General features: G+C 73.6%; 22 protein-coding genes. 12 read left to right on the forward strand and 10 right to left on the reverse strand.

Annotation, left to right across the window (positions count from 1 at the left end; all coding sequences use genetic code 11):
* Positions 1-3: 3 nt before the first annotated feature.
* The 4 genes from E1165_RS09140 to E1165_RS09155 all read left to right on the forward strand — a co-directional run bounded on the left by E1165_RS09140 (position 4) and on the right by E1165_RS09155 (position 4,204).
* Positions 4-894 (forward strand): DUF3152 domain-containing protein, encoded by an 891-nt coding sequence (locus tag E1165_RS09140; protein WP_132389666.1) that lies wholly within the window; start codon positions 4-6, stop codon positions 892-894.
* A gap of 82 nt (positions 895-976) precedes the next feature.
* A complete protein-coding gene (locus tag E1165_RS09145; protein ID WP_371687317.1) occupies positions 977-1,822 on the forward strand; it encodes a DUF3152 domain-containing protein in 846 nt (281 codons plus the stop codon).
* A gap of 110 nt (positions 1,823-1,932) precedes the next feature.
* Positions 1,933-3,114: an adenylyltransferase/sulfurtransferase MoeZ gene (gene moeZ / locus E1165_RS09150; RefSeq protein WP_132389668.1), complete on the forward strand. Its 1,182-nt coding sequence runs from the start codon at positions 1,933-1,935 to the stop codon at positions 3,112-3,114.
* Between the two features lie 217 nt (positions 3,115-3,331).
* Complete coding sequence (locus tag E1165_RS09155; RefSeq protein ID WP_132389670.1) at positions 3,332-4,204, forward strand: prenyltransferase/squalene oxidase repeat-containing protein; 873 nt, start codon at positions 3,332-3,334, stop codon at positions 4,202-4,204.
* Here E1165_RS09155 and E1165_RS09160 read toward each other — a convergent pair.
* The 8 genes from E1165_RS09160 to proB form a co-directional block, all read right to left on the reverse strand.
* Positions 4,188-4,703: an SUKH-4 family immunity protein gene (locus E1165_RS09160; RefSeq protein ID WP_132389672.1), complete on the reverse strand. Its 516-nt coding sequence runs from the start codon at positions 4,701-4,703 to the stop codon at positions 4,188-4,190. The two genes, E1165_RS09155 and E1165_RS09160, sit on opposite strands and share 17 nt — an antisense overlap.
* 60 nt (positions 4,704-4,763) lie before the next feature.
* A complete protein-coding gene (locus E1165_RS09165) occupies positions 4,764-5,381 on the reverse strand; it encodes a hypothetical protein (RefSeq protein ID WP_132389674.1) in 618 nt (205 codons plus the stop codon).
* Positions 5,378-5,992 (reverse strand): hypothetical protein, encoded by a 615-nt coding sequence (locus tag E1165_RS09170; RefSeq protein ID WP_132389676.1) that lies wholly within the window; start codon positions 5,990-5,992, stop codon positions 5,378-5,380. Before E1165_RS09170 ends, E1165_RS09165 begins: the two co-directional genes overlap by 4 nt.
* Positions 5,985-6,479: a hypothetical protein gene (locus tag E1165_RS09175; protein ID WP_132389678.1), complete on the reverse strand. Its 495-nt coding sequence runs from the start codon at positions 6,477-6,479 to the stop codon at positions 5,985-5,987. Before E1165_RS09175 ends, E1165_RS09170 begins: the two co-directional genes overlap by 8 nt.
* 13 nt (positions 6,480-6,492) lie before the next feature.
* Positions 6,493-6,816, reverse strand: a complete 324-nt coding sequence (locus E1165_RS09180) for a PE domain-containing protein (RefSeq protein ID WP_132389680.1) — start codon at positions 6,814-6,816, stop codon at positions 6,493-6,495.
* A gap of 3 nt (positions 6,817-6,819) precedes the next feature.
* The gene (locus tag E1165_RS09185; RefSeq protein WP_132389682.1) at positions 6,820-7,221 is read right to left on the reverse strand and encodes a YbaB/EbfC family nucleoid-associated protein; all 402 of its coding nucleotides are present in this window, start codon (positions 7,219-7,221) and stop codon (positions 6,820-6,822) included.
* Between the two features lie 88 nt (positions 7,222-7,309).
* Positions 7,310-8,551, reverse strand: coding sequence for a glutamate-5-semialdehyde dehydrogenase (locus tag E1165_RS09190; RefSeq protein ID WP_132389684.1), 1,242 nt, complete (start codon positions 8,549-8,551; stop codon positions 7,310-7,312).
* Between the two features lie 91 nt (positions 8,552-8,642).
* Complete coding sequence (gene proB / locus E1165_RS09195) at positions 8,643-9,800, reverse strand: glutamate 5-kinase (protein ID WP_132389686.1); 1,158 nt, start codon at positions 9,798-9,800, stop codon at positions 8,643-8,645.
* Between the two features lie 13 nt (positions 9,801-9,813).
* On the opposite strand from proB, the gene E1165_RS09200 reads away from it, so the two are divergent.
* From E1165_RS09200 to E1165_RS09210, 3 genes are read left to right on the forward strand one after another with little or no spacing between them, the layout of a single operon-like run.
* Positions 9,814-10,128 carry an MGMT family protein gene (locus E1165_RS09200; protein ID WP_132389688.1) on the forward strand — a complete coding sequence of 105 codons (315 nt, stop codon included), beginning with the start codon at positions 9,814-9,816 and terminating at the stop codon, positions 10,126-10,128.
* 32 nt (positions 10,129-10,160) lie between these two features.
* Positions 10,161-11,525, forward strand: a complete 1,365-nt coding sequence (locus E1165_RS09205) for an MFS transporter (protein WP_132389690.1) — start codon at positions 10,161-10,163, stop codon at positions 11,523-11,525.
* Positions 11,522-13,015: an aminotransferase class V-fold PLP-dependent enzyme gene (locus tag E1165_RS09210; protein WP_132389692.1), complete on the forward strand. Its 1,494-nt coding sequence runs from the start codon at positions 11,522-11,524 to the stop codon at positions 13,013-13,015. Before E1165_RS09205 ends, E1165_RS09210 begins: the two co-directional genes overlap by 4 nt.
* Before the next feature lie 85 nt (positions 13,016-13,100).
* Here E1165_RS09210 and E1165_RS09215 read toward each other — a convergent pair whose 3' ends face one another.
* Positions 13,101-13,892 carry a hypothetical protein gene (locus tag E1165_RS09215; RefSeq protein ID WP_132389694.1) on the reverse strand — a complete coding sequence of 264 codons (792 nt, stop codon included), beginning with the start codon at positions 13,890-13,892 and terminating at the stop codon, positions 13,101-13,103.
* A 182-nt stretch (positions 13,893-14,074) separates the two neighbouring features.
* On the opposite strand from E1165_RS09215, the gene E1165_RS09225 reads away from it, so the two are divergent.
* The 3 genes from E1165_RS09225 to E1165_RS09235 all read left to right on the forward strand — a co-directional run bounded on the left by E1165_RS09225 (position 14,075) and on the right by E1165_RS09235 (position 18,061).
* The gene (locus E1165_RS09225; protein WP_132389696.1) at positions 14,075-14,653 is read left to right on the forward strand and encodes an NADH-quinone oxidoreductase subunit B; all 579 of its coding nucleotides are present in this window, start codon (positions 14,075-14,077) and stop codon (positions 14,651-14,653) included.
* An 80-nt stretch (positions 14,654-14,733) separates the two neighbouring features.
* A complete protein-coding gene (locus E1165_RS09230; protein WP_132389698.1) occupies positions 14,734-16,647 on the forward strand; it encodes a carboxypeptidase-like regulatory domain-containing protein in 1,914 nt (637 codons plus the stop codon).
* A gap of 97 nt (positions 16,648-16,744) precedes the next feature.
* A complete protein-coding gene (locus E1165_RS09235) occupies positions 16,745-18,061 on the forward strand; it encodes a DUF2252 domain-containing protein (protein WP_132389700.1) in 1,317 nt (438 codons plus the stop codon).
* A 13-nt stretch (positions 18,062-18,074) separates the two neighbouring features.
* Here E1165_RS09235 and E1165_RS09240 read toward each other — a convergent pair whose 3' ends face one another.
* Positions 18,075-19,121 (reverse strand): glucose 1-dehydrogenase, encoded by a 1,047-nt coding sequence (locus E1165_RS09240; RefSeq protein WP_207916796.1) that lies wholly within the window; start codon positions 19,119-19,121, stop codon positions 18,075-18,077.
* Between the two features lie 138 nt (positions 19,122-19,259).
* Between E1165_RS09240 and E1165_RS09245 the strand changes: the two genes are divergently transcribed.
* Positions 19,260-19,979 carry an NADH-quinone oxidoreductase subunit C gene (locus tag E1165_RS09245; RefSeq protein ID WP_132389704.1) on the forward strand — a complete coding sequence of 240 codons (720 nt, stop codon included), beginning with the start codon at positions 19,260-19,262 and terminating at the stop codon, positions 19,977-19,979.
* Positions 19,979-20,941 carry a complex I subunit 1 family protein gene (locus E1165_RS09250; RefSeq protein ID WP_132389706.1) on the forward strand — a complete coding sequence of 321 codons (963 nt, stop codon included), beginning with the start codon at positions 19,979-19,981 and terminating at the stop codon, positions 20,939-20,941. Before E1165_RS09245 ends, E1165_RS09250 begins: the two co-directional genes overlap by 1 nt.
* Positions 20,942-21,061 lie beyond the last annotated feature (120 nt).

Genomic DNA, 21,061 nt, shown 5'->3' on the forward strand with positions numbered 1-21,061 from the left:
GGGATGGCCGAGATCCTCCCGCGCCGCCACCGGCGTCCGCGTCCGGTGCACCGTGACCGTTCGCTCGCGGTCCGCCGTCGGTGGACCGTGCTGCTTGCCGCCGCTCTCGCGGTCGCCGCCGGGGCCGGGGGGGCCGTCTCGGTCGGCCGTCCGGGCCCCGGTCCCGCGCCGCTCGTCGCGGGGGCGGCGGCGTCCGCGCCGGGGGCGGTGGACGTGTCGCCGTTGCCGGGGTCGCCGCCGGCCGCCACCCCGACGTCCGACGCGTCCGACACCGCCCCGGTGCTCCAGGTCGCGGGTCCGGTGCCGGCCGCCGGGAAGGGCAGTTTCGGGTACGACGACCGTCCGGGGCCGACGCTCGGCCGGGCCGGGCGGGTGCAGCGGTACCGGGTGGCGGTGGAGCACGGTTCCGGTGAGGACGTGCGGGACTTCTCCGATCAGGTGCAGGTCGCGCTGGCCGGCCCGGGCAGTTGGGTGGACTCGGGTGAGCTGCGGTTGCGCCGGGTGCCGCCCGGCCCCGGCCAGGCGTTCGACTTCACCGTCTACCTGACGACCGCGGAGACGGCCGGGCGGATGTGTCTGGCGGGGGGCGTGAACATCAGGGTGGGGGGCCGGCCGTACACGTCCTGCCGGGCGCCGGGGAAGGTGATCGTCAACCTGGACCGGTGGCGCAGGTCGGTGCCGCACTACGTCCGGGCCGGCGTGCCGTTGTCCCGCTACCGCCTCTACGTGATCAACCATGAGGTGGGGCACCAACTCGGCCACGGCCACGAACGCTGCCCCGGCAGGGGCCGGCCGGCCCCGGTGATGCAGCAGCAGACGCTCTTCCTCGATGGGTGTACGGCGAACCCGTGGCCGTACCTGGGCGGGAGGCGGTACCGGGGGCGTGCCCTCTGAGCCCGTACGCGCCCGTGAAACATCTTCGCGATAGCTGCGGCAAAAGCAGTTGTATGCCCGATTGGTCTGCGATGCTGGCGAGGTGGACGCTTTCCCGTCACCCGAGCCCATCCGGTCGGCGTCCGCCGCCGACCGGGTTACGCGCCCCGCCGTCGACCCGGTCCACCTCGCCGCCGGTCGGGCCCGGCGACGCCGGCCTCGCGGCCGTACGGCGCTGGGCGTCCTCGTGGCGGTCGGCGCGACGGCCGCCGCGGTGACCGTGCTGCGCCCCGACGCGCCGCCGGCCGTCCCACCCGCCGCCGCGCCGACCGGGTACGGGCGGGGGGCGGGCGAGCCGGAGGCCGCCGCCGGGTACCCCACCGGCGGCCCCGGTCGGTTCACCGCCGCCAACGGGCGCTCGCCGGTGCGTGGTCACGACGGCCCGCTGCGCCGCTACCGGGTCGCCGTGGAGGAGGGGAGTGGCCAGGACGTGGACGCCTTCGCCGCTGCCGTCGACGAGGTGCTCGGCGACCCGCGTAGCTGGATCGGCTCGGGGGAGCTGCGAGTGCAGCGGGTGCCCGAGGCCGTCGGGGCCGACTTCACGGTCTTCCTGGCCACCCCGGCCACCTCCGAGCGGATGTGCGCCGTCGGCGGGCTGCGTACCGAGCGGTACACCTCGTGCCGGCTGCCCGGCCAGGTGATCATCAACCTGGCCCGGTGGATGGAGGCCGTGCCGGACTACGGCGCCCCGTTGGAGACCTACCGGGCGTACGTGGTCAACCACGAGGTCGGGCACGAGTTCGGTGAGCGGCACCAGGCCTGCCCGGGGCCCGGGGAGCCGGCGCCGGTCATGCAGCAGCAGACGTACGGCCTGGACGGCTGTGTCGCGAACGCCTGGCCCTACGTCGGTGGGTCTCGATACGAGGGTGCGCCGACCGACGGGGTCTGAGTTATTCCCGCTCCCGAATGTCGGGCGGCGTGTCCCTGCTCATGGCCGATCGGCGGGGGAGCGAGCGACAATGGCCCGGTTCGCCACCAGCCGATCCCGGGGAGTCCACCGTGTCGCTGCCCCCGCTCGTCGAACCCGCCGCCGAGCTGACCGTTGACGAGATCCGCCGCTACTCGCGCCATTTGATCATCCCGGACGTCGGGGTGGAGGGGCAGAAGCGGCTGAAGAACGCCCGGGTCCTCTGCGTCGGCGCCGGCGGTCTCGGCTCGCCGGCCCTGATGTACCTGGCCGCCGCCGGAGTCGGGACGCTGGGCATCATCGACTTCGACACCGTCGACGAGTCCAACCTCCAGCGCCAGATCATCCACGGTGTCTCCGACGTCGGCCGCGCCAAGGCCGAGTCCGCCGCCGCGTCGATCCGCGAGATCAACCCGCTGGTCACGGTCGAGATCCACAACACGGCGCTGGACCGGGACAACGTACGGGACATCTTCTCCCGGTACGACCTGATCGTCGACGGCACCGACAACTTCGCCACCCGCTACATGGTCAACGACGCGGCGGTGCTGCTCGGCAAGCCGTACGTGTGGGGCTCGATCTACCGCTTCGACGGCCAGGCGTCGGTCTTCTGGGCCGAGCACGGCCCCTGCTACCGCTGCCTCTACCCGGAGCCCCCGCCGCCGGGTATGGTGCCCTCCTGCGCCGAGGGCGGCGTGCTCGGCGTGCTCTGCGCGTCGATCGGCTCGATCCAGGTGAACGAGGCGATCAAGCTGCTCGCCGGGATCGGTGAGCCGCTGGTCGGCCGGCTGATGGTCTACGACGCCCTGGAGATGACCTACCGCAAGATCAAGGTTCGGAAGGACCCGGACTGCGTGCTCTGCGGCGAGAACCCCACGGTCACCGACCTGCTGGAGGACTACGAGGACTTCTGCGGCGCGGTGTCCGAGGAGGCCCAGGAGGCGGTCGTCGACGCCACCATCACCGCCGCCGAGCTCAAGGAGTGGCAGGACGCCGGCAAGGACATCTTCCTGGTCGACGTCCGCGAGCCCGCCGAGTACGAGATCGTCCGGATCCCCGGAGCCACCCTGATCCCCAAGGGCGAGATCATCTCCGGCGAGGCGCTGGCGAAGTTCCCGCAGGACAGGCAGATCGTGCTGCACTGCAAGTCCGGTGTCCGCTCCGCCGAGGCGCTCGCCGCGCTCAAGGCGGCCGGGTTCCGGGACGCCGTGCACGTCCAGGGCGGCGTGCTCTCCTGGATCAAGCAGATCGACCCGTCGCTGCCCGCGTACTGACCGACCGGTCCGGGCGGTGGCGCACCCGCGTCCGGGTCCGTGCGGTCACCGACCGCCCGGCCCCCCGGGGAACCCCACCCCACCTGCTTTGCTCTGCTGCCACCATCGCGAAACTCACCTGCCGTGACTGTCGCGTCACGGCGGCGGAGCAGGGCGTGGTACGGGTACCCGTCGAGCCGGCCGGCGGACGCGCAAGCCGGCCGTCCGCCGGAGGTGGATTCGCGTTGTCGCAGGTAGCGTCTCTGCCGTGGTGGATCTGGAGGCGGCGATCGGCTTCGTCGTGGCGAACGGGGACGCGGTGGACCGCGCCCGGCTCTCCCGGCTGCGTACCGGCGCGCCGGTCCCCGCCGGGCTGCTCGACGCGGCCGAGGCGGGGCAGTCGCCCGACGGCGGGTGGCCGGCCGTCCTCGACGGCGAGACCTCGTCGGTCGACGCGACCTGCTTCCGCCTCGCCGAGCTCGACGACCTGGGCGCTCTCAACCGCCCGGCCGCCCGGCACGCGCTCGACTGGCTCGCCGCCCGGCAACTGCCCGACGGCGGTTGGGACGAGGACCGGAGGCTGGCCGGGGTCGCCCCGGAGTGGGCCCGGCCGGGTGACCCCGAGGCTCACCTCTACCTCACCGCGTACGCCGGGTTCTGGCTGACCGTGGCCGGGCTCGACGCCCGGGCCGCCGGGCCGCTCGACCACCGGGTCGGCGGCGCGTACGCCGGGGTGGTGCACGCGGCGGCGCAGGCGCTGGCCGCGCGGCTGGCCCCGGACGGCAGTTGGCCGTCCTTCCTGCCCGCCGGCTGGCTCAGCGCGGCGGTCCTGCACCGGCAGGCGATGTACGACGAGTCGGCGCGAGTCCAGGCGGTGCTGGCCGAGCGGGTGCCGACGATGTCTCCGGCCGACGTGGCCTGGCTGGCCGCGACCCTGCGCCGGGTCGAGGTGGGCGAGGAACAGTGGCTGCTGGTCTCCGCCCGCCGGCGGCTCGCCGAGACCCAGCGCAGCGACGGCGGCTGGGAAAGCGACGACGGGCACCAGTTCGACGTGCACACCACGCTGAGGGCGATCCGGGCCTGCCGCCCGGTGGTCACTTCAGCTGGCTGATCACCAGCGGCCACCAGCCGTCCGGGGTGAACGCCGCCCGGTCGATGCTCTCCAGCACCGTACGTAGCTGTTCCGCCCGCCCGGCCCGGCCCGGCTTGCCCTCGTCGGCCTCGACGAAGAGCGCGAACTGGTAGAGGAACTCGACGAAGGTGCGGAAGGTGCTGTTCACCGGCTGGACGTCCTGCCGCGCCAGGTCGAGTTGGAGGATCTCCCCGGTCCGCGGGTCGAGCACGTAGAGCAGGTCGGTGTTGTCGGCGACCGCTCCGACGACGATCAGCCGGATGTCCAGCGAACCGTCCTCGGTGGTCAGCTGGATGGTGTCGTACAGCTCGATGTCGCCTTCGAGGAACGCGGTGAAGACGACCGCCACGTCGAGCGGGATCTCGTCGCCGACGGGCAGCATGTCCGGACTGAAACCGCCCTCCAGCCATGCCTCCCGGGGGTACGGGATGAGCTCGTCGGAGCTCCACAGGGCACGGAACCGGGGGTCGGCTGACATCGACGTTCCTCCGCAATCTCGGGATGACGGTTTCGGATACCTCGGACCGCAGGCGAAGGGTCAGGAGGACAGGCCGGCTTCGATCAGCAGCCGCCGCCAGTTGTCGGCGTACTCACCGGCGTGCCGTCCCCTGCGCGACCGTTCCTCGGCGGCGGCGGGGCCGAGAACGGTGGCCACCAGATCCGGGTAGCGGGGACCGAGCACGTGCTCGTCGAAGAACGTGGCGACGTCGGGGGCGATGACGGTGAACTCCACGTCCTCGTCGGGATGCTCGTACTGGTAGACGTAGGCGCTGGACTCCATGTAGTACACGTCGAGGTCTTCGAGGTCGAGGTAGACAGGGTCGCCGCCGCGGATCTCGCCACGCAGGCCACGCGGCACGCTGGCCAGCTCGTAGCCGACGGTCAGCGGGCTGCCCATGGGGTCGTCCGGGTCGACGCTGAACGCCGCCCACGCCTGCGGGCTGGTGATCTCCTTGGGCGCGTGGAACCGGAAGTTGTCGCCCTCGATCCGGCCGAACAGGCTGTAGACCTCGGCGACCCCGGGCAGGTCGGGAATGGGCTCCAGCGGCGCCGGGCCCTCGATGACGACCCCGGAGTCGTGCTCGGCCGCCAGCTCCCCGAGCGTGGCCAGCTTCTCCCGGATGCGGGCGAGGACGGCCGGGTCGGGGGCGGTCACGGGACCAGCTTCACGATGACGCGGGTGCCCTCGGGGACGTCCCGCAGCGCGGTGGCGATGTCGCTGCCTATCTGGCGATTCGTCCAGGCGTCCATCAGCCTGAGGTTAGCGTATGCGTCCTCTCCGTCCAGTTGCAGCTCGTGGATGTGGTCCGGGTCGAGCCCCTCGCCCCGCGCCCGGATCGGCCCCCGGCCGCCGTAGAGTCGGTCGACGAGTGCCTTGTTGGCCAGGTACTGGTTGGTCTCCCGGGTGCCGTGCTGCTGGGTCAGCCGTTCGTTCTTCGTCAGCCGTCGGATCACCCGGTCACGGAAGACGTTGGTGCGGGTACGGGTGCCCTTCTTCCGGTCGTGGACGTTGTTGGCCGTGCGGTCCGACTTCGCCTTGCTCAACCGCCCTTCCTGGCCGAGCCGGACCAGGTCCTTCGCCTTGCGGTCGAAGTCCCGCTTGTCGAAGTCGGGCCGGTTCCTCAGTACCAGCACCGCCGGGCCCCGCGGGGTGGTGCCGTTCGTCTTGGCGGTACGGAAGACGTCGGCGTTCTCCAGGTACGCCGAGAGGATCTTGGCGCCCTTGGCCTGGGTCTGCCGGGGCGGGGTGGTCCGCTTCCTAGCCATTCAGCACCGTGTCCACGGCCATGCCGATGAGCTGGTCGATGATCAGGCCGGTGATCGTCTTGAAGATCGGGATCTGGAGCAGCGACGCACCGAAGGTGGCCACCGCGGTGGCGATCGCCTGCGCGATCTGGATCGCCAGCACGACGAGCTGGATGATCACGTTGATCTTCAGGGCCAGCACCACGCCCGCGGCGGCCATCAGCCCGATCGCGATGACGTTCGCCGGATTGGCGGCGTCGGCGATGTTCCGGGCCGCCGACTCCCTGTCGTTCCACTCCCCGGCGAACGCCGTGAAGCTCGCGCCCCGGTTGGTGTCCAACACCGCCCGCGCCGCCGACTCCAGTTGCGCGACCGAGCCCTCGATCCGGCCCGCCATGCCGGTCCACTCGCCGGCGAGCCGGAACAGTGCCGTCTCGTCGGACTCCGGCCAGTCGTACCCGAGCATCGAGAGCAGCGAGGCGAGTTCCCCCGGCAGCGTCAGACCCACGCCGGCTCCTTCCCTAGCCCAGCTTGCCGAGGATCGAACGGAACGCGGCGGCGACGCCCTCCTCGACCTCCCGGTAGCCGTCGGCCATCCCCTTCAGGCCGGTCACGTAGCTGTCCAGCTCCGCCAGGTTGGTGCCGACGCACTCGGCGAGCGCCTCCACGCAGGCCTGATGACCGACGCTCAGCAGCATGCCGATCTCGTCGCCGCCGAAGGCGTCGGCGTAGCCGCCGGCCGCCGCCTGGAAGGCCTCGAACGCCGCGCGGACGTTCTCCCTGGCCTGGGCGAGCTGGTCCGCGCCCCGGCGCAGCGCGTCGACGTCCACCTCGAGCGGTTCCACCGGTCAGCTCCGCCGCTGGAGCTTGCGCATGGTGTCGCTGATCGTGGCGCTGATCTCCCGCATCTGCCGCAGCCCCTGGTCCTGCAGACGTTCCAGCGTCACGGTCATCGCGGCGAGGTCCGGCATCGGCTCGGTGCCGGTGACGGCCTCGGACTGCCCGTCGAGCGCCGCGTTCACCGCCCGGCGCAGCTCCTCGGCCAGGTACTCCGAACCCTCGCGCAACACCCGGGGATCGAGCTCGACCGCGCTGCACCGCCCGTCGGGGCCGAGGCTGACCCTGATCCGCCCGTCGGCGGCCTCGGCCACCGACTCGACCCGCTCCGGCGCAGCGACGGTGCGCTGTGCCTCCCGCAGAGCCACCCGGGCCTGCGCGAGTTGCTGTTCCAGGGCGTCCTCACCCAGCATGCCGCCTCCCCAGAGCTGGCCGCGTGCGAACCGGACCCCAGCCTAGCGAGCCGAGGCGACCCCGCCAGCCCCCGTCCACGGCGGAGGCTCAGCGCAGGTGACCGTCCCCGGTGACGACGTACTTGGTGGAGGTCAGCTCCGGCAGGCCCATCGGGCCCCGGGCGTGCAGCTTCTGCGTGGAGATGCCGATCTCCGCGCCGAAACCGAACTCGCCGCCGTCGGTGAACCGGGTGGAGGCGTTCACCATCACGGCCGCCGCGTCCACCCGGGCCACGAACTCCCGGGCCGCCGGCTGGGAGTCGGTGACGATCGCCTCGGTGTGGCCGGTCCCGTACCGCCGGATGTGCGCCACCGCCGCGTCCAACGAGTCGACCACGGCGACCGAGATGTCGGCCGAGAGGTACTCGGTGGCGAAGTCCTCCTCGGTGGCCGGGACGACGGCGGCGGAGTAGCCGGCCACCCGGTCGTCGCCGTGCACGGTGACCCCGGCCTCGGCGAACGCGGCCAGCACCGAAGGCAGGAAGGCGTCCGCCACGTCGGCGTGCACCAACAGGGACTCGGCCGTGTTGCAGGTGGACAACCGCTGTGTCTTGGCGTTAAGGGTGACCGCCACGGCCTTGGCCACGTCGGCGGCGGCGTCGACGTAGACATGGCAGTTGCCGACACCCGTCTCGATCACCGGCACCGTCGACTCCTCGACCACGGTGCGGATCAGCGACGCGCCGCCGCGCGGGATCAGCAGGTCGACCAGGCCGCGCGCCCGCATCAACTCCTTGACCGAGTCGCGGCTGGTGGAGTCGAGCAACTGCACCGCGTCCGCCGGCAGGCCGGCCCCGGCGACCGCGTCGCGCAGCACCGCGACCAGCGCGGCGTTCGAGTGCGCCGCCGAGGAGGAGCCGCGTAGCAGCGCCGCGTTGCCGGACTTCAGGCAGATGCCGGCGGCGTCCACGGTCACGTTGGGGCGGGCCTCGTAGATGATGCCGACCACCCCGAACGGCACCCGGATCTGACGCAGCTCCAGCCCGTTGGGCAGGGTCGAGCCGCGTACCACCTCGCCGACCGGGTCGGGCAGCGCGGCCATCTGGCGCAGCGCGTCCGCGATGCCCGCCACCCGGCCCGCGTCGAGGGCGAGCCGGTCCAGCACGGCCGCGCTCAGCCCGGCCTCCCGCCCGGCCGTCAGGTCCGTCGCGTTCGCGGCCAGGATCTCCGGGGTACGCGCCACCAGCGCGCCGGCCATCGCGTGCAGCGCGGCGTCCTTGGTGGTACGCGTGGCGACGGCCAGCTTCCCCGCCGCCTCCCGGGCCCGGCGGGCCTGCTCGCTGACGCTCATGCCCGCCCTCCGCCGCGCTCCGTGCCGCCATGAGGCACCGCCGCGCTGGCTCGATGACTCGTTCGCTGACGCCCGCTCATCCGTCCACTCCTCACAGCAGCACGAGGTCGTCGCGGTGGACGACCTCCCGTTCGTACGCCGGGCCGAGCGCCGCGGCGAGCTCTCCGGTGGAGCGGCCGAGCAGCCCCGGCAGCTCCACCGCGTCGTAGTTGACCAGGCCCCGGGCCACCGGCGCGCCGTCGGCGTCCACCAGGTCCACCGGGTCGCCGGCGGTGAACGCGCCGTCCACGGCGGTGATCCCGGCCGGCAGCAGCGACTTGCGCCGACCCACCACGGCCTGCACCGCACCCGGGTCGAGGTGCAGCCGACCCCGGGGCGCGGTGGCGTGGGCCAGCCAGAACAGCCGGGCGGCGGGGCGGCGGCTGCTCGGGTGGAAGAACGTGCCGAGCGGCTCGCCGGCGAGCGCCCCGGCGGCCAGCGGCGCGGCGGTCAGCACGACCGGGATGCCGAAGCCGGTGGCGATCCGGGCCGCCTCCACCTTGGTGACCATGCCGCCGGTGCCGACGCCGGCCCGGCCGGCGCCGCCGACGTCGACGCCCGCCAGGTCGCCCTCGCCGTGCACCTCGCTGATCCGGGTGCTGCCCGGCTGGGTCGGGTCACCCGTCCAGAGCGCGTCGACGTCCGACAGGAGCACCAGCAGGTCGGCGTCGACCAGGGCGGCGACCAGCGCGGCCAGCCGGTCGTTGTCACCGAACCGGATCTCCTCGGTGGCGACCGTGTCGTTCTCGTTGACGATCGGGACGGCGCGCAGGTCGAGCAGCTTGCGCAGGGTCCGGTACGCGTTGCGGTAGTGCGCCCGGCGGGTCACGTCGTCGACGGTGAGCAGCACCTGCCCGACGGTGAGCCGGTGCCGGGCGAAGCCGGCCGCGTACCGGCCGATCAGCAGGCCCTGCCCGACGCTGGCGGCGGCCTGCTGGGTGGCCAGGTCGCGGGGGCGGCGGGCCAGCCCGAGCGGGGCCAGGCCGGCGGCGATCGCGCCGGAGGAGACCAGCACCACCTCGCACCCGGCGGCGGCGCGCGCGGCGAGGGTGTCCACCAGGGCCTCGACCCGGGCGTCGTCCGGCCCGCCGGCGGCGGTGGTCAGCGAGGACGAACCGATCTTGACGACGATCCGCCGGGCCTGGGTGACTGCTTCGCGCACCCGACCATTCTGCGCGGTCGGTCCTCCCGCGCCTCGGCGCGTTCCCATATCGTGGCAGCCCGTGACACCTGACGAGTACGTCGAGGCGGTGCTCGCCCTGGTCGAGCGGATCCCGCCGGGCCGGGTGATGTCGTACGGGGCGGTCGCCGACGCGCTCGCCGAGCGCTCGGGGCGGGCCTCGGCCCGGTTGGTCGGCGCGATCATGGCCCGGCACGGCGGCGGGGTGCCCTGGCACCGGGTGGTGACCTCGGCCGGCCGGCTGCCGCCCGGGCACGAGGTGGAGGCGCGGGCCCGGCTGCGCGCCGAGGGCTGCCCCCTGCGCCCCGCCGGGGTGGACATGGCCGAGGCGAGCTGGTCGCCGGAAGAGGGGATGTGACCCACGTCATAACGTGAGTACCATTCGGCCGCATGGACGCGCCCCCGGCGGAAGCCAACCCGTCGCCCGCCGTCGCGGAGCCGCTGCCGCGCCGGGTGCACGCCGGGTACGCGCTCGGCTCGCTCGCCACCGGCGCCTTCGGCACCGTGCCGGGGCTGTTGCTGCTGCCGTACCTCACCGACACCCTGGGCGTGGCCGCCGGGGTGGCCGCCCTGCTGGTGCTCCTGCCGAAGGCGTGGGACGTGCTGGTCAACCCGGTCGCCGGGCGGATCTCCGACCGCACCCGATCGGGCTGGGGGCCACGCCGGCCGTGGCTGCTCGGCGCCGGCCTGACGCTGGCCGCCCTGTTCGCCGCGATCTTCGCCGCGCCGTTCGGCGGCGGGCCGGCCGCCGGGGCCTACGTCGCGGTCGCCTTCCTCGCCACCGCCACCGTGTACGCCTTCTTCCAGGTGCCGTACGTGGCGATGCCGGCCGAGCTGACCGGCGACCCGGCGGAGCGTACCCGGATGATGAGCTGGCGAATCGCGGTGCTGGCGCTGGCCATCCTGGTCTCCGGCGCGGTTGCCCCGATGGTGGTGACCGCCGGCGGCGACGGTGTCGCCGGGCACCGCTGGATGGGGCTGTTCGTGGCCGCGCTGATCGCGCTCGGCGCGCTCGGCGCGTTCCTCGGCACCCGCGCCGCGCCCGCCGGCGTGGTGACCGAGACCGAGCCGTCGCTGCGCGGCCAGCTCGCCGTCGCCGGCCGGCACCGGCCCTTCCGGACGCTGCTGCTCTGCTTCGTGATCCAGTCCGCCGGGGTGGCGACCATCCTCGCCGGGGTCAGCTACTTCGCCGACCAGATCCTGCGCGACCCGGCCAACGGCCCCACCCTGCTGTTCGCCTGCTTCGTCGGGCCGGCGCTGCTGGTCATGCCGATCTGGACCCGGGCCGGCGCCCGGGTCGGCAAGCGGAGCGCGCTGGTCGCCGCGTCGGTGCTGCTCGCCCTGGGGGCGGCGGCCCTGGCGGCCGCGCCGGTGCTCCCGGCCGCCGCCGTCTACGCGGTGGTCGCGCTCCTCGGCGTCGGGTACGCCGGCCAGCAGGTCTTCGCCCTCGCCCTGCTTCCCGACTGCGTGGCCGACGAGACCGCGCGCACCAGTCGGCGGCAGGCGGGCGTCTTCACCGGCCTGTGGACGGCGGGGGAGACCCTGGGGCTGGCCCTCGGCCCGGGCATCTACGGCCTGGTGCTCGCGCTCACCGGCTACGTCTCCTCCGACACCGGCACCGCGGCGGCCCAGTCCGGCACCGCCCGCCTCGGCGTGCTGCTCGGCTTCAGCGTGCTACCCGCCCTGCTGGTCGGCGGCGCGGTGCTGCTGCTGCGCGGCTGGACCCTGCACCCCGACCCGGAGGACGCCGCGTGATCGACGAGGAGGGGCGGAGCGCCGACGAGGTGCTGGCCGAGATCCAGGCGCTGCGCGCACGGGACCGGCCCACCCACGGCGGGCGGCTCTTCGCCTACGTCTACGACCCGGCGGTGCCCGGGCTGGACGGGCTGACCGCCGCCGCCCACGCGCAGAGCGCCCACGTCAACGGGCTCGACCCGACCGCCTTCCCGTCCCTGCTGGCGATGGAGAACGCGCTGGTCGCCGCCGCCGCACGGCTGCTCGGCGGCGGCCCGGGCAGCGCCGCCCCGGACGTCGTGGGAAGCGTCACCAGCGGCGGCACCGAGTCGCTGATCCTCGCCGTCAAGGCGGCCAGGGACGCCCGGCCCGAACTCGCCGCGCCCCGGATCGTGGTGCCGGCCAGCGGGCACGCCGCCTTCGCCAAGGCCGCCCACCTGCTGCGGGTCGCCCTCGACACGGTCCCCGTCGACCCGGTCACGCTCCGCCCGGCGGTCGCCGAGATGGCCGCCGCGATCCGCCCCGAGACCGTGCTGGTGGCCTGCTCCGCCCCCTCGTACGCGCACGGCGTCGTCGACCCGGTCGCGGGGATCGCGGCGGTCGCGGCGGCGGCCGGGGCGCGCTGCCACGTGGACGCCTGCTTCGGCGGCTGGACGCTGCCCTACCTGCGCCGACTCGGCGCGCCGGTGCCGCCGTTCGACCTCTCCGTCGACGGGGTCACCTCGATCTCGGTGGACCTGCACAAGTACGCGTACGCCCCGAAGGGGGTGTCGGTGCTGCTGCACCGTGACCCGGCGCTGCGCGCCGCCCAGTACTTCGCGTACGCCGACTGGCCCGGGTACACGATGGTCAACCCGGTGCTCGCCTCCACCCGTTCGGGCGGCCCGATCGCCGCCGCGTACGCCACCCTGCGGCACCTCGGCGACGCCGGCTACCTGCGGCTGGCCGCCACCACCCGGGACGCGGTGGCCGCCCTCGCCGCGGCGGTACGCGGCGTCGACGGTCTGCGGCTGATGGCCGAGCCGGAGTCGACCGTGGTCTGCTTCACCACCACCGATCCCGAGCTGGACCTGTTCGTACTGGTCGACGAACTGACCGCCCGGGGCTGGCACACCCAACCGCAACTGCGGTACGCCGACCTGCCGCCCAGCGTGCACCTGACGGTGACCGCCTCCGTCGCGCCCCGGGTGGCCGAGTTCGGCCCGGCACTGGCCGGCGCGGTGGCGGCGGCCCGGTCCGCCGGTCCGGTCCGGCTCCCGGCCGAACTGCGGGCGCTGGTCACCTCGCTGACCCCGAAGGCGCTCACCCCCGAGGCGGTCTCCGGGCTCGCCGCCGGCCTCGGTCTGGGCGTGGCGACATCCGCCTCCGGGGCGGCCGACGCCGTCGCCCCGGGTGGGCCGGCGCCGCGGCGGATGGCCGTGGTGAACACCCTGCTCGACGCCGCCCCGCCGGCGCTGCGGGAGCGGCTGCTGGTCGAGTTCGTGAGCCTGCTGCAACGTCCGGCCTGGTGAATGGCCCCCACCCCGGCTCGGGCCGGCGCCGGGCGGCGACCGGACCGGGGCGGGGTGCGGGGGCCGGACCCCCGCACCCCGCCCGTCACCGGTAACCGATCCGAATCGTGTTGTCGCCGGGGCGGACGTCGGGCAGAAAGTCGAACCCCTCGTCCGTTGGCCGCACGTCCACCTCGGCCGTCCCCTCGCCGACCTCGCTCCCGGCGGCGGCCCGGAAGTTCAGGGTGAGCCGGTGTTCCCTACCGGCGGCCAGCCGGCTCAGGTCACAGGTCACCGGCCTGGCGGTGGTCCCCGGGTCGTTGCCGCAGGCCGCCCAGCCCGCACCGTCGGGGCGCAGCGCCGGCGGCAGGTCGATCCGCAGCGCCACGTGGGCCACCGGCACGTCGCCGGTGTTGCGGACCCGGACGGTGACGCTGCCGGTGCGGGAGCCGTCGGGCGCGTCGGCGAGCACCAGGTCGGTGGCGGTGACCGCGACGTCCGCCCGGTGTCGATTCGGCCCGAAGGCGGTCGGCCCGGACACCTGCCCGAACGAGTCCCCGTCCCACCGGTAACCCCGCCACTGCCGCTGCGACCACTCGCCCGGCCAGCCTCCACCGGGATGGATCTCGCCGACCTCTACCCGGATCACACCGTCGTCGCGTACGTCGACCGCGATCAGCCACCGCGGTGTGTCGATGCTGCTCGCCACCACCCGCCCGACCGTGACCACCCGCCCCCGGGCGTCGCGGTCGAAGGCGACCACCTGCTGCGGGCCACCGGTGCCCAACGCGCACCGCACCAGCGCCACCGTCTCCGTGGCCCCGTCGGAGTCGACGTCGCCGTGGTCGACCGCCAGCAGGTGGTTGGTGCCCTCCCGGCCGTCGACGGTGAGCCGCACGCCGGCCGTCGGGCTGGCCGAGATTCCAGGCGACCCGGCGGACCCAGGCCAGCGGGTCCTCGTAGCCGGCGACCCGGTCCCACCGCGCGTACGCCCGGCAGAACGCTTCGTGTGCCGGCCCGCCGGGTCGCGCCCGGCGGCTGTGGTTGACTGTCCGGTGGGAGACAGGGGAGGAGGCGGTCGTGCAGCTGCCGGGAGTGCTCGGCGAGCCGATCCGGTTCGTGCTCAACTGGGGCCGCCGCTACTCGCTCTGGGTCTTCAACTTCGGCCTGGCCTGCTGCGCCATCGAGTTCATCGCCACCAGCATGGGCCGGCACGACTTCATCCGGCTGGGCGTGATCCCGTTCGCGCACGGCCCCCGGCAGGCCGACCTGATGGTGGTCTCCGGCACGGTGACCGACAAGATGGCTCCGGCGATCAAGCGGCTCTACGACCAGATGCCCGAGCCGAAGTACGTCATCTCCTTCGGGGCCTGCTCCAACTGCGGCGGCCCGTACTGGGACTCGTACTCGGTGACCAAGGGAGTCGACCAGCTCATCCCGGTCGACGTGTACGTGCCGGGCTGCCCGCCCCGCCCGGAGGCGTTGTTGCACGGCATCCTCCGCCTCCAGGAGAAGATCGCCGCCGAGCGGTCCGGCGTCGGCGGGGTGCCCCGGCCCGATCCGCTCGCCCCGCCAGCCGACACGGCCCCCCGCGACGGTGGCCCGCCACGCCCGGTGGATTCGCTGACCGCTCCGCCGGTCCGTCCGCCGGCCTCCTGATCCGGGCCGGCCCGATCGTCGGCGTACCCGAGCGATCCCAGGTGATCTTCTATGGTGGCGCCTGTCGCTATGTTGCTGTCATGAGATCTCTGCGGGCAACGGGGGCTGCCCTCCTGGCGGCGCTCGCCACAGTCACCTTCCTCGCCGGGCCGGCGGTCGCCGACACGGCCGGTTACACCGGTGTCGTCAGCGGTCCCGACGGCGCGCCCGTCGCGGGCGCGTGCCTCGCCGTGCACACCTCGCCCACCGATGTCGTCGCCGAGCACTGCGCGGACGCGGCCGGGCGCTACACCATCCCCAGCCCGCCCAGCGGGCCCACCTACAGGATCCGGATGCACGCCCCGGGCTTCCGTACCGAGTGGTGGTACGGGGCCCCCGACCACCTCAACGCCGACGCCGTCTGGTTCCCGACGAGCGAGCTCGTCGAGCGGAACGTCACCCTGAGCCGGGGCTCCGCCGGCATCACCGGCACGATCACCGACGAGTACGGCGCGGCCGCCGCAGCCACCGTCACCGTCTACGGCGAGGACTTTCACTACGAGGCCACCGCCTACACCTGGGATCTGGGCGCGGGACGGTTCGCGTTCCGGCACCTGCCGCCCGGCCGGTACCGGATCTCGGTTTCCGACAACGTGCGCGGATACCAGTGGGTGCCGCAGAAGGAGACCAGGGAGGAGGCGAGAGTCCTCACCCTCACCGACGGTGAGACCGCCGTGGTGAACGAGAGCTTCCTGCCGATGGGGGTCGTGGAGGCACGGGTGACCGACGCGGTGACCGGCCTGCCGGTGCGTCGGCCCTGCCTGAGCGTCCTGCGCACCGGCGGCAACGACGCGAACGCCTGCGGCGAGAACGGGCTGGTGCGGATACCGGCGGTGCGTCCGGGCGACTGGAAGATGTCGGTCGGCGGGGGCGCGTCGTACTTTGGCATCGACGAGACCGAGGAGTACCACCGGGTGACCCGGGGTCAGGTCACCCGCGTCTGGTTCGTCCTTGAGCCCGGCGCGGCGTTCGCCACCGCCATCCGGGACGCGACGACGGGGGAACCGGTCGCCGGCATCTGCGTGCGCCTGGTGCGACCGAAGTGGGGCGGGCAGTCCGCCCGCATGCACCAGTACTGCTCGGACGGGGACGGCCACCTGGAGGTGGGTCCGTTCGCGGAGACGGAACCGGGTGGCTGGCAGCTCTACGCCTACCAGGCGACCAACCCGTACAACCCGCCCGCGAAGCGTTACGGCGCCCAGTGGATCACCGCGGACGGGGGCAGCGGCGACCAGCGCCAGGCCCTCAGGGTGACTCTGAGGGCGAAGGAGACGGTCACCCTGCCGACGGTCCGGATGGACCCGCCCGGCACCATCACCGGGACGATCCGCAACGCCTCCGGCGCGGTGGTCCCCGGGGTCTGCGCCTATCCCTTCGCCTTCCACCCCGGCCAGGGCGCGAGCTGGGGCAGGAACTGCGCCAACTCCGAGGGCCGCTACACCATCGAGGCCCTCGGCCCGTACCGCTGGCCGGTGGAGTTCGCCCCGAACGCGAACAGCGGATACGCCTGGCAGTGGTCCGGCGACGTGGCCGACCGGTTCGCCGCCACGATGACGAAGGTCAGCCCGGGTGACACGGCCACCGTCGACGCCCGGTTGGTGACCGGTGGGGTACTCGCCGGCAAGGTGACCGACGGGGCGGGCGTGGTCGACGCCGGCTACGTCTGGACGTACAACGCGCGCACCGGTGACATCGCCAGCGCTTCGTACGCCAACATCACCAGGGACGGCACGTTCAGCCTCCGTGGGCACCGCAGCCAGGACGTGTACGTCGAGTACGCGAACCTGGAGCGGGGCTGCTGGTACGGCGTCACCGGCCGGAACGCCGCCGTGGTCGCCGTGCAGGCCGGGGCGACCACCACCGTCTCCGCCGACATGACCCGCACCTGCGCCCGCACGCCGCTGGGCACCTCGCAGTACCGGAGCGGCTCCGCCACGGGCGGCGCGTCGCGCTGATCTCGGCCGTCGGTGCGGTCGGGTGGCGGTACGGCGGGTATCCACCCGCCGTACCGCCTGCCCGGTCGGCTCGCCGCCGGGGACTAGCCTGCGGTCCATGACCCAGTCCGCCCAGCGGCGTTCCGCCTTCATCATCGACGTGTTGACCGGGGAGTTCGGCGCGTCGATGGCGCTCGACCCGGCGGCCTTCCGTCGCAAGTTCCGCAAGATGGCCGCCTCCCCGTTCGCCTTCTACCGGGGCAGCGCGTCGCTGTTCTACGCCGACCAGCGGGGCGACTTCGCCGACGACCGCTTCCTGGACGATCGGACCAGCCGGGTGTGGATCCACGGGGACCTGCACGCGGAGAACTTCGGCACCTACATGAACGCCTCCGGCCAGCTGGTGTTCAACGTCAACGACTTCGACGAGGCGTACGTCGGGCCGTTCTCCTGGGACCTGAAACGATTCGCGGCCAGCGTCGCCCTGATCGGCTACGCCAAGGCGTTGTCCGACCGGGTGATCAGCGGGCTGGTCGGCGACTTCGCCCGGTCGTACCTGGCCGAGCTGCGGGCGATCGCCACCGGCGGGGACGACGCCATCGGCTCGATCACCCTGGACACCGCGGACGGGGTGCTGCTGCGGGTGCTCCAGCAGGCCCGGCTCAACACCCGGGTGGAACTGCTCGCCACCCAGACCACCATCGACGACTACGAGCGGCGGTTCTCCCTCGGCGACGGGGTGTTCGAGGTCGACGCCGTCACCCGCGAGCGGGTCTGCGCGGCCTACGAGGACTACCTGTCCACCCGGCCGGCGTCCGCCCACCGGCTGCGTCCGGTGGCGGCGCACGTCAAGGACGTGGTGCTGCGCAAGGGCGTGGGAATCGGCTCGGCCGGGCTGCCCTCGTACAACCTGCTGCTGGAGGGGCACACCCAGGCGTTGGAGAACGACGTCGTCCTGTACATGAAGCAGGCGCAGGTGCCGGCGGTGGCCCGGCACGTCGACGACGAGCGGGTCCGGGGCTACTTCCGGCACCAGGGGCACCGCACGGCGGAGTCGCAGCGGGCGCTCCAGGCGTACGCGGACCCGTGGCTGGGCTTCACCGAGCTGGACGGGGCCGGGCAACTGGTCGCCGAGGTCTCCCCGTACGCCGCCGACCTCGACTGGGCGGACGTCAACGAGCCGGAGGAGCTGACCGGCGTCCTGTCCCACCTGGGTCGGGCGGTCGCCCGGATGCACTCCGTCGCCGACGACGAGTCCAGTCACGACCTGGTCGACTACTCGACCGAGGAGTCGATCGTGGCGGCGGTGGGGGACGACGTCGACGACTTCGTGGCGTACCTGGTCGACTTCGCGCACGCGTACGGCGTCCGGGCGCGGGAGGACCACCAGCTCTTCGTGGACGTGTTCCGCAACGGCCGGCTGCCGGGGGTCTGACCGCCGGCCGGGGTCAGGCGGCGAAGTCCAGCACCACCTTGATGTCCTCGCCGGTGGGGGTGTACGCCTGCGCGTACTCCCGCACCGGCACCCGCCGGGTGATCAGCGAGTTGAGCCAGGACTGGTCGGCCCGGGCGAGGGCGTCGGCGGCCTGGTTCCAGTGCCGGCGGTTGGCGTTGACCGACCCGAAGACGACGTTGTTCTCCAACACCAGAGCCCGGTTGAGCGCACCGGCGTCGAAGTCGATGGTCCGACCGCCGCTGGACACCCCGGTCAGGCAGACGATCCCGGCCGGCCCGACCTTGCACATCGCGTCCAGCACCACGACCGGCGCTCCGGTGCACTCGACCACCACGTCCGGGTCGAGGTCCAGCTCGTCGACGGTTCCGGTGTGGTAGGTCGCGCCGAGTGCCCGGACCAGGTCTGGCTTCGGGCCGGTGGTGGCGCGGTCGAGCACGTGCACCGACAGCTCCCGCTGGGTGGCCAGCAGCGCCGCCAGCAGGCCGATCGGCCCGGCCCCGGTGACCAGCGCCGTCTGCGGCTTCCATTCGGCGCGGTTGCCGATCCGCTCGATGTGGTCCCACGCCTTCGCCACCACGCTGGCCGGCTCCAGCAGCATCCCGACGGGGGCGAGGACGGGGTCCAGTCCGACGGCGAACTTCGGCTGGACCCGCCACCGGTCCCGGGCGAAGCCGGGCAGCCCCTTGATGCCGTGTTCGGTGTACTGCCCGTTGCGGCACATGTCCCACTCGTCGACCGCGCAGTTGGGGCAGGGCACCGGGTCCGGATGCCGGACGACGCCGGCCACCAGGTCGCCGGGGCGCAACGTGCCGCTCGGGTCCTCCAGCACCCGGCCCAGCGACTCGTGCCCGAGAACGAGCTGCTGCTGGCCGGGCGGGGCCTCGCCGTAGTGACCCTCGATGATTTCCTGGTCGGTGCCGCAGACGCCCACCGCGAGCGCCTCGACCAGGATCGCGCCCTCCTCGGCGGCGGGTTCCGGCCAGTCGTCGGTCAACCGCAGTGAGTCAGGAACCCCGGGAGTCACAGTCACAGCGCGCACGGTCCTCATCTTTCCCCGCCGGGCGGCCGTCCGGCGGGCAAAGCGGCAGAAGCCCGCGCGGCGGCGGGCAGCCGGCCGGCGGTCGCCGCGGCAGGCGGCCCGACACGGCGACCGTCCCTCGGCCATAGGATCAGCGGCATGACTCCGGAAGAGGTCGGCCGGCGGGTGGTCGCGCTGCTCGCGCCGGTCGAGGCCACCGCGTCGGTCTCGGGCGGCCAGGGGTACGCCCGGGCCACCGTCGACGTGCCGTCGTCGAGCTGGGCCGACGCGCTGCGGGCGGCCCGGGACGACGCCCGGTTGGCCTGCGACTTCTTCGACTGGCTCTCGGCGGTGGACGAACTGGCCACCGGGTTCGACGTGGTGGCACACCTGTGGTCCACCCGGCACCGGCACGGCGTGCTGCTGCGTACCCGGGTGCCACGTGAGTCGCCGTCCGTGGTCTCGGTGGTGGGCCTCTACCCTGGCGCGGCCTGGCACGAGCGGGAGACCCACGAGATGTTCGGCATCGACTTCACCGGTCATCCCGGGCTCGCCCCGCTGCTGCTGCCGCCGGAGTTCGAGGGGCACCCGCTGCGCAAGGAGTTCGTGCTCGCCTCCCGGGTGGCCAAGCCGTGGCCGGGGGCGAAGGAGCCGGGCGAGTCCGAGGCCGGCGGTGGCCGTCGCGCGGTCCGCCCGCCGGGCGTGCCGGCACCGGGGGAGTGGGGGAGCACGCCCACCCCGGCGGGCGCGGCCGGCGCGGGTGAGGGCCCGCGTGGCGGCACGCCGGCCCGACCGGCCCGCGAGCGCCCCGCCCGACCGGCCCCGGGCGCGCGTGCGGGGCGTACCTCCGGGGACGGCGACGAAGGGGGCACGGCCTGATGCCGACCTGGTTGGAGCTGGTGATCCGGGTCGGCGGCGTGCTGGTCGCCTTCCTCACCCTGCCGTTGGTCGTCGGGCAGGCCGAGCACAAGGTGATGGCGCACATGCAGGGTCGGCTCGGCCCGATGTACGCCGGCGGCTTCCACGGCTGGGCGCAGCTGATCGCCGATGGCGTCAAGTTCGTCCAGAAGGAGGACGTCACGCCGCGCGAGGCGGACCGGCCGGTGTTCCGGCTCGCCCCGGTGGTGGCGCTCGTGCCCTACCTGCTGGTGCTGCTGGTGATCCCGCTCGGCCCGGGCGACCTGGTCGGGCAGCCGCTGGACATCGGCCTCTTCTTCGTTCTCGCCGTGGTCGGGGTGGGCGTGGTGGCGGTGCTCATGTCGGCCTGGGCCTCGGCCAACAAGTACAGCCTCCTCGGCGGGTTGCGCGGGGCGGCCCAACTGCTCGGCTACGAGCTGCCGCTGGTGCTGGCCGCCGCCTCGGTGGCGATGGCGGCCGGGACGCTCAGCCTCGGTGGCATCGTCGAGGCGTGGCGGCCGTGGTGGTTGCTCTGGCAGGCCCCCGCGATGATCGTGTTCTTCCTCGCCGGGCTGGCCGAGATCCGCCGGCCGCCGTTCGACATGCCGGTCGCCGACTCGGAGCTGGTCTTCGGCTACCTGACCGAGTACACCGGCCTGCGGTTCGCGTTCTTCCTGCTGGCCGAGTACGTCGGCATCGTGGTGATCGCCGCGCTGACCACCGTGCTGTTCCTCGGCGGCTGGCAGGGTCCGTTCGCCGACGCGCAGCTCGGCTGGCTCTGGACGTTGGTGAAGGTCTTCGCCGTCTCCTTCGTGATCATCTGGCTGCGGGTGGCGTACCCGCGGCTGCGCGAGGACCAGCTCCAGCGCCTCTGCTGGCTCGTCCTGGTCCCCGTCGCCCTGGCCCAGCTCGTCCTGACGGCTGCCGTCCGCCTCGCCCTCTGATCCGGTCGACCTGCTCAGTCGACTCCGATCGCGCCGTTCGGGGCATCGGCGGACAGGGACGCCCCGGCATGGCGCGATCGGAGCGGATCATGGGTCAGCGCAGCGGGGTGTGGGCGGGGT

Source organism: Micromonospora sp. KC723, from assembly GCF_004348595.1.
Lineage (GTDB): Bacteria > Actinomycetota > Actinomycetes > Mycobacteriales > Micromonosporaceae > Micromonospora.

Coding starts and splice junctions, on each gene's coding strand:
- E1165_RS09140 (WP_132389666.1), top strand. CDS start 4: ATGGCCGAGATCCTCCCGCGCCGCCACCGGCGTCCGCGTCCGGTGCAC.
- E1165_RS09160 (WP_132389672.1), bottom strand. CDS start 4,703: ATGTCAGCCGACCCCCGGTTCCGTGCCCTGTGGAGCTCCGACGAGCTC.
- E1165_RS09170 (WP_132389676.1), bottom strand. CDS start 5,992: ATGGCTAGGAAGCGGACCACCCCGCCCCGGCAGACCCAGGCCAAGGGC.
- E1165_RS09185 (WP_132389682.1), bottom strand. CDS start 7,221: ATGCTGGGTGAGGACGCCCTGGAACAGCAACTCGCGCAGGCCCGGGTG.
- E1165_RS09190 (WP_132389684.1), bottom strand. CDS start 8,551: ATGAGCGTCAGCGAGCAGGCCCGCCGGGCCCGGGAGGCGGCGGGGAAG.
- proB (WP_132389686.1), bottom strand. CDS start 9,800: ATGGGAACGCGCCGAGGCGCGGGAGGACCGACCGCGCAGAATGGTCGG.
- E1165_RS09205 (WP_132389690.1), top strand. CDS start 10,161: ATGGACGCGCCCCCGGCGGAAGCCAACCCGTCGCCCGCCGTCGCGGAG.
- E1165_RS09230 (WP_132389698.1), top strand. CDS start 14,734: ATGAGATCTCTGCGGGCAACGGGGGCTGCCCTCCTGGCGGCGCTCGCC.
- E1165_RS09235 (WP_132389700.1), top strand. CDS start 16,745: ATGACCCAGTCCGCCCAGCGGCGTTCCGCCTTCATCATCGACGTGTTG.
- E1165_RS09245 (WP_132389704.1), top strand. CDS start 19,260: ATGACTCCGGAAGAGGTCGGCCGGCGGGTGGTCGCGCTGCTCGCGCCG.
- E1165_RS09250 (WP_132389706.1), top strand. CDS start 19,979: ATGCCGACCTGGTTGGAGCTGGTGATCCGGGTCGGCGGCGTGCTGGTC.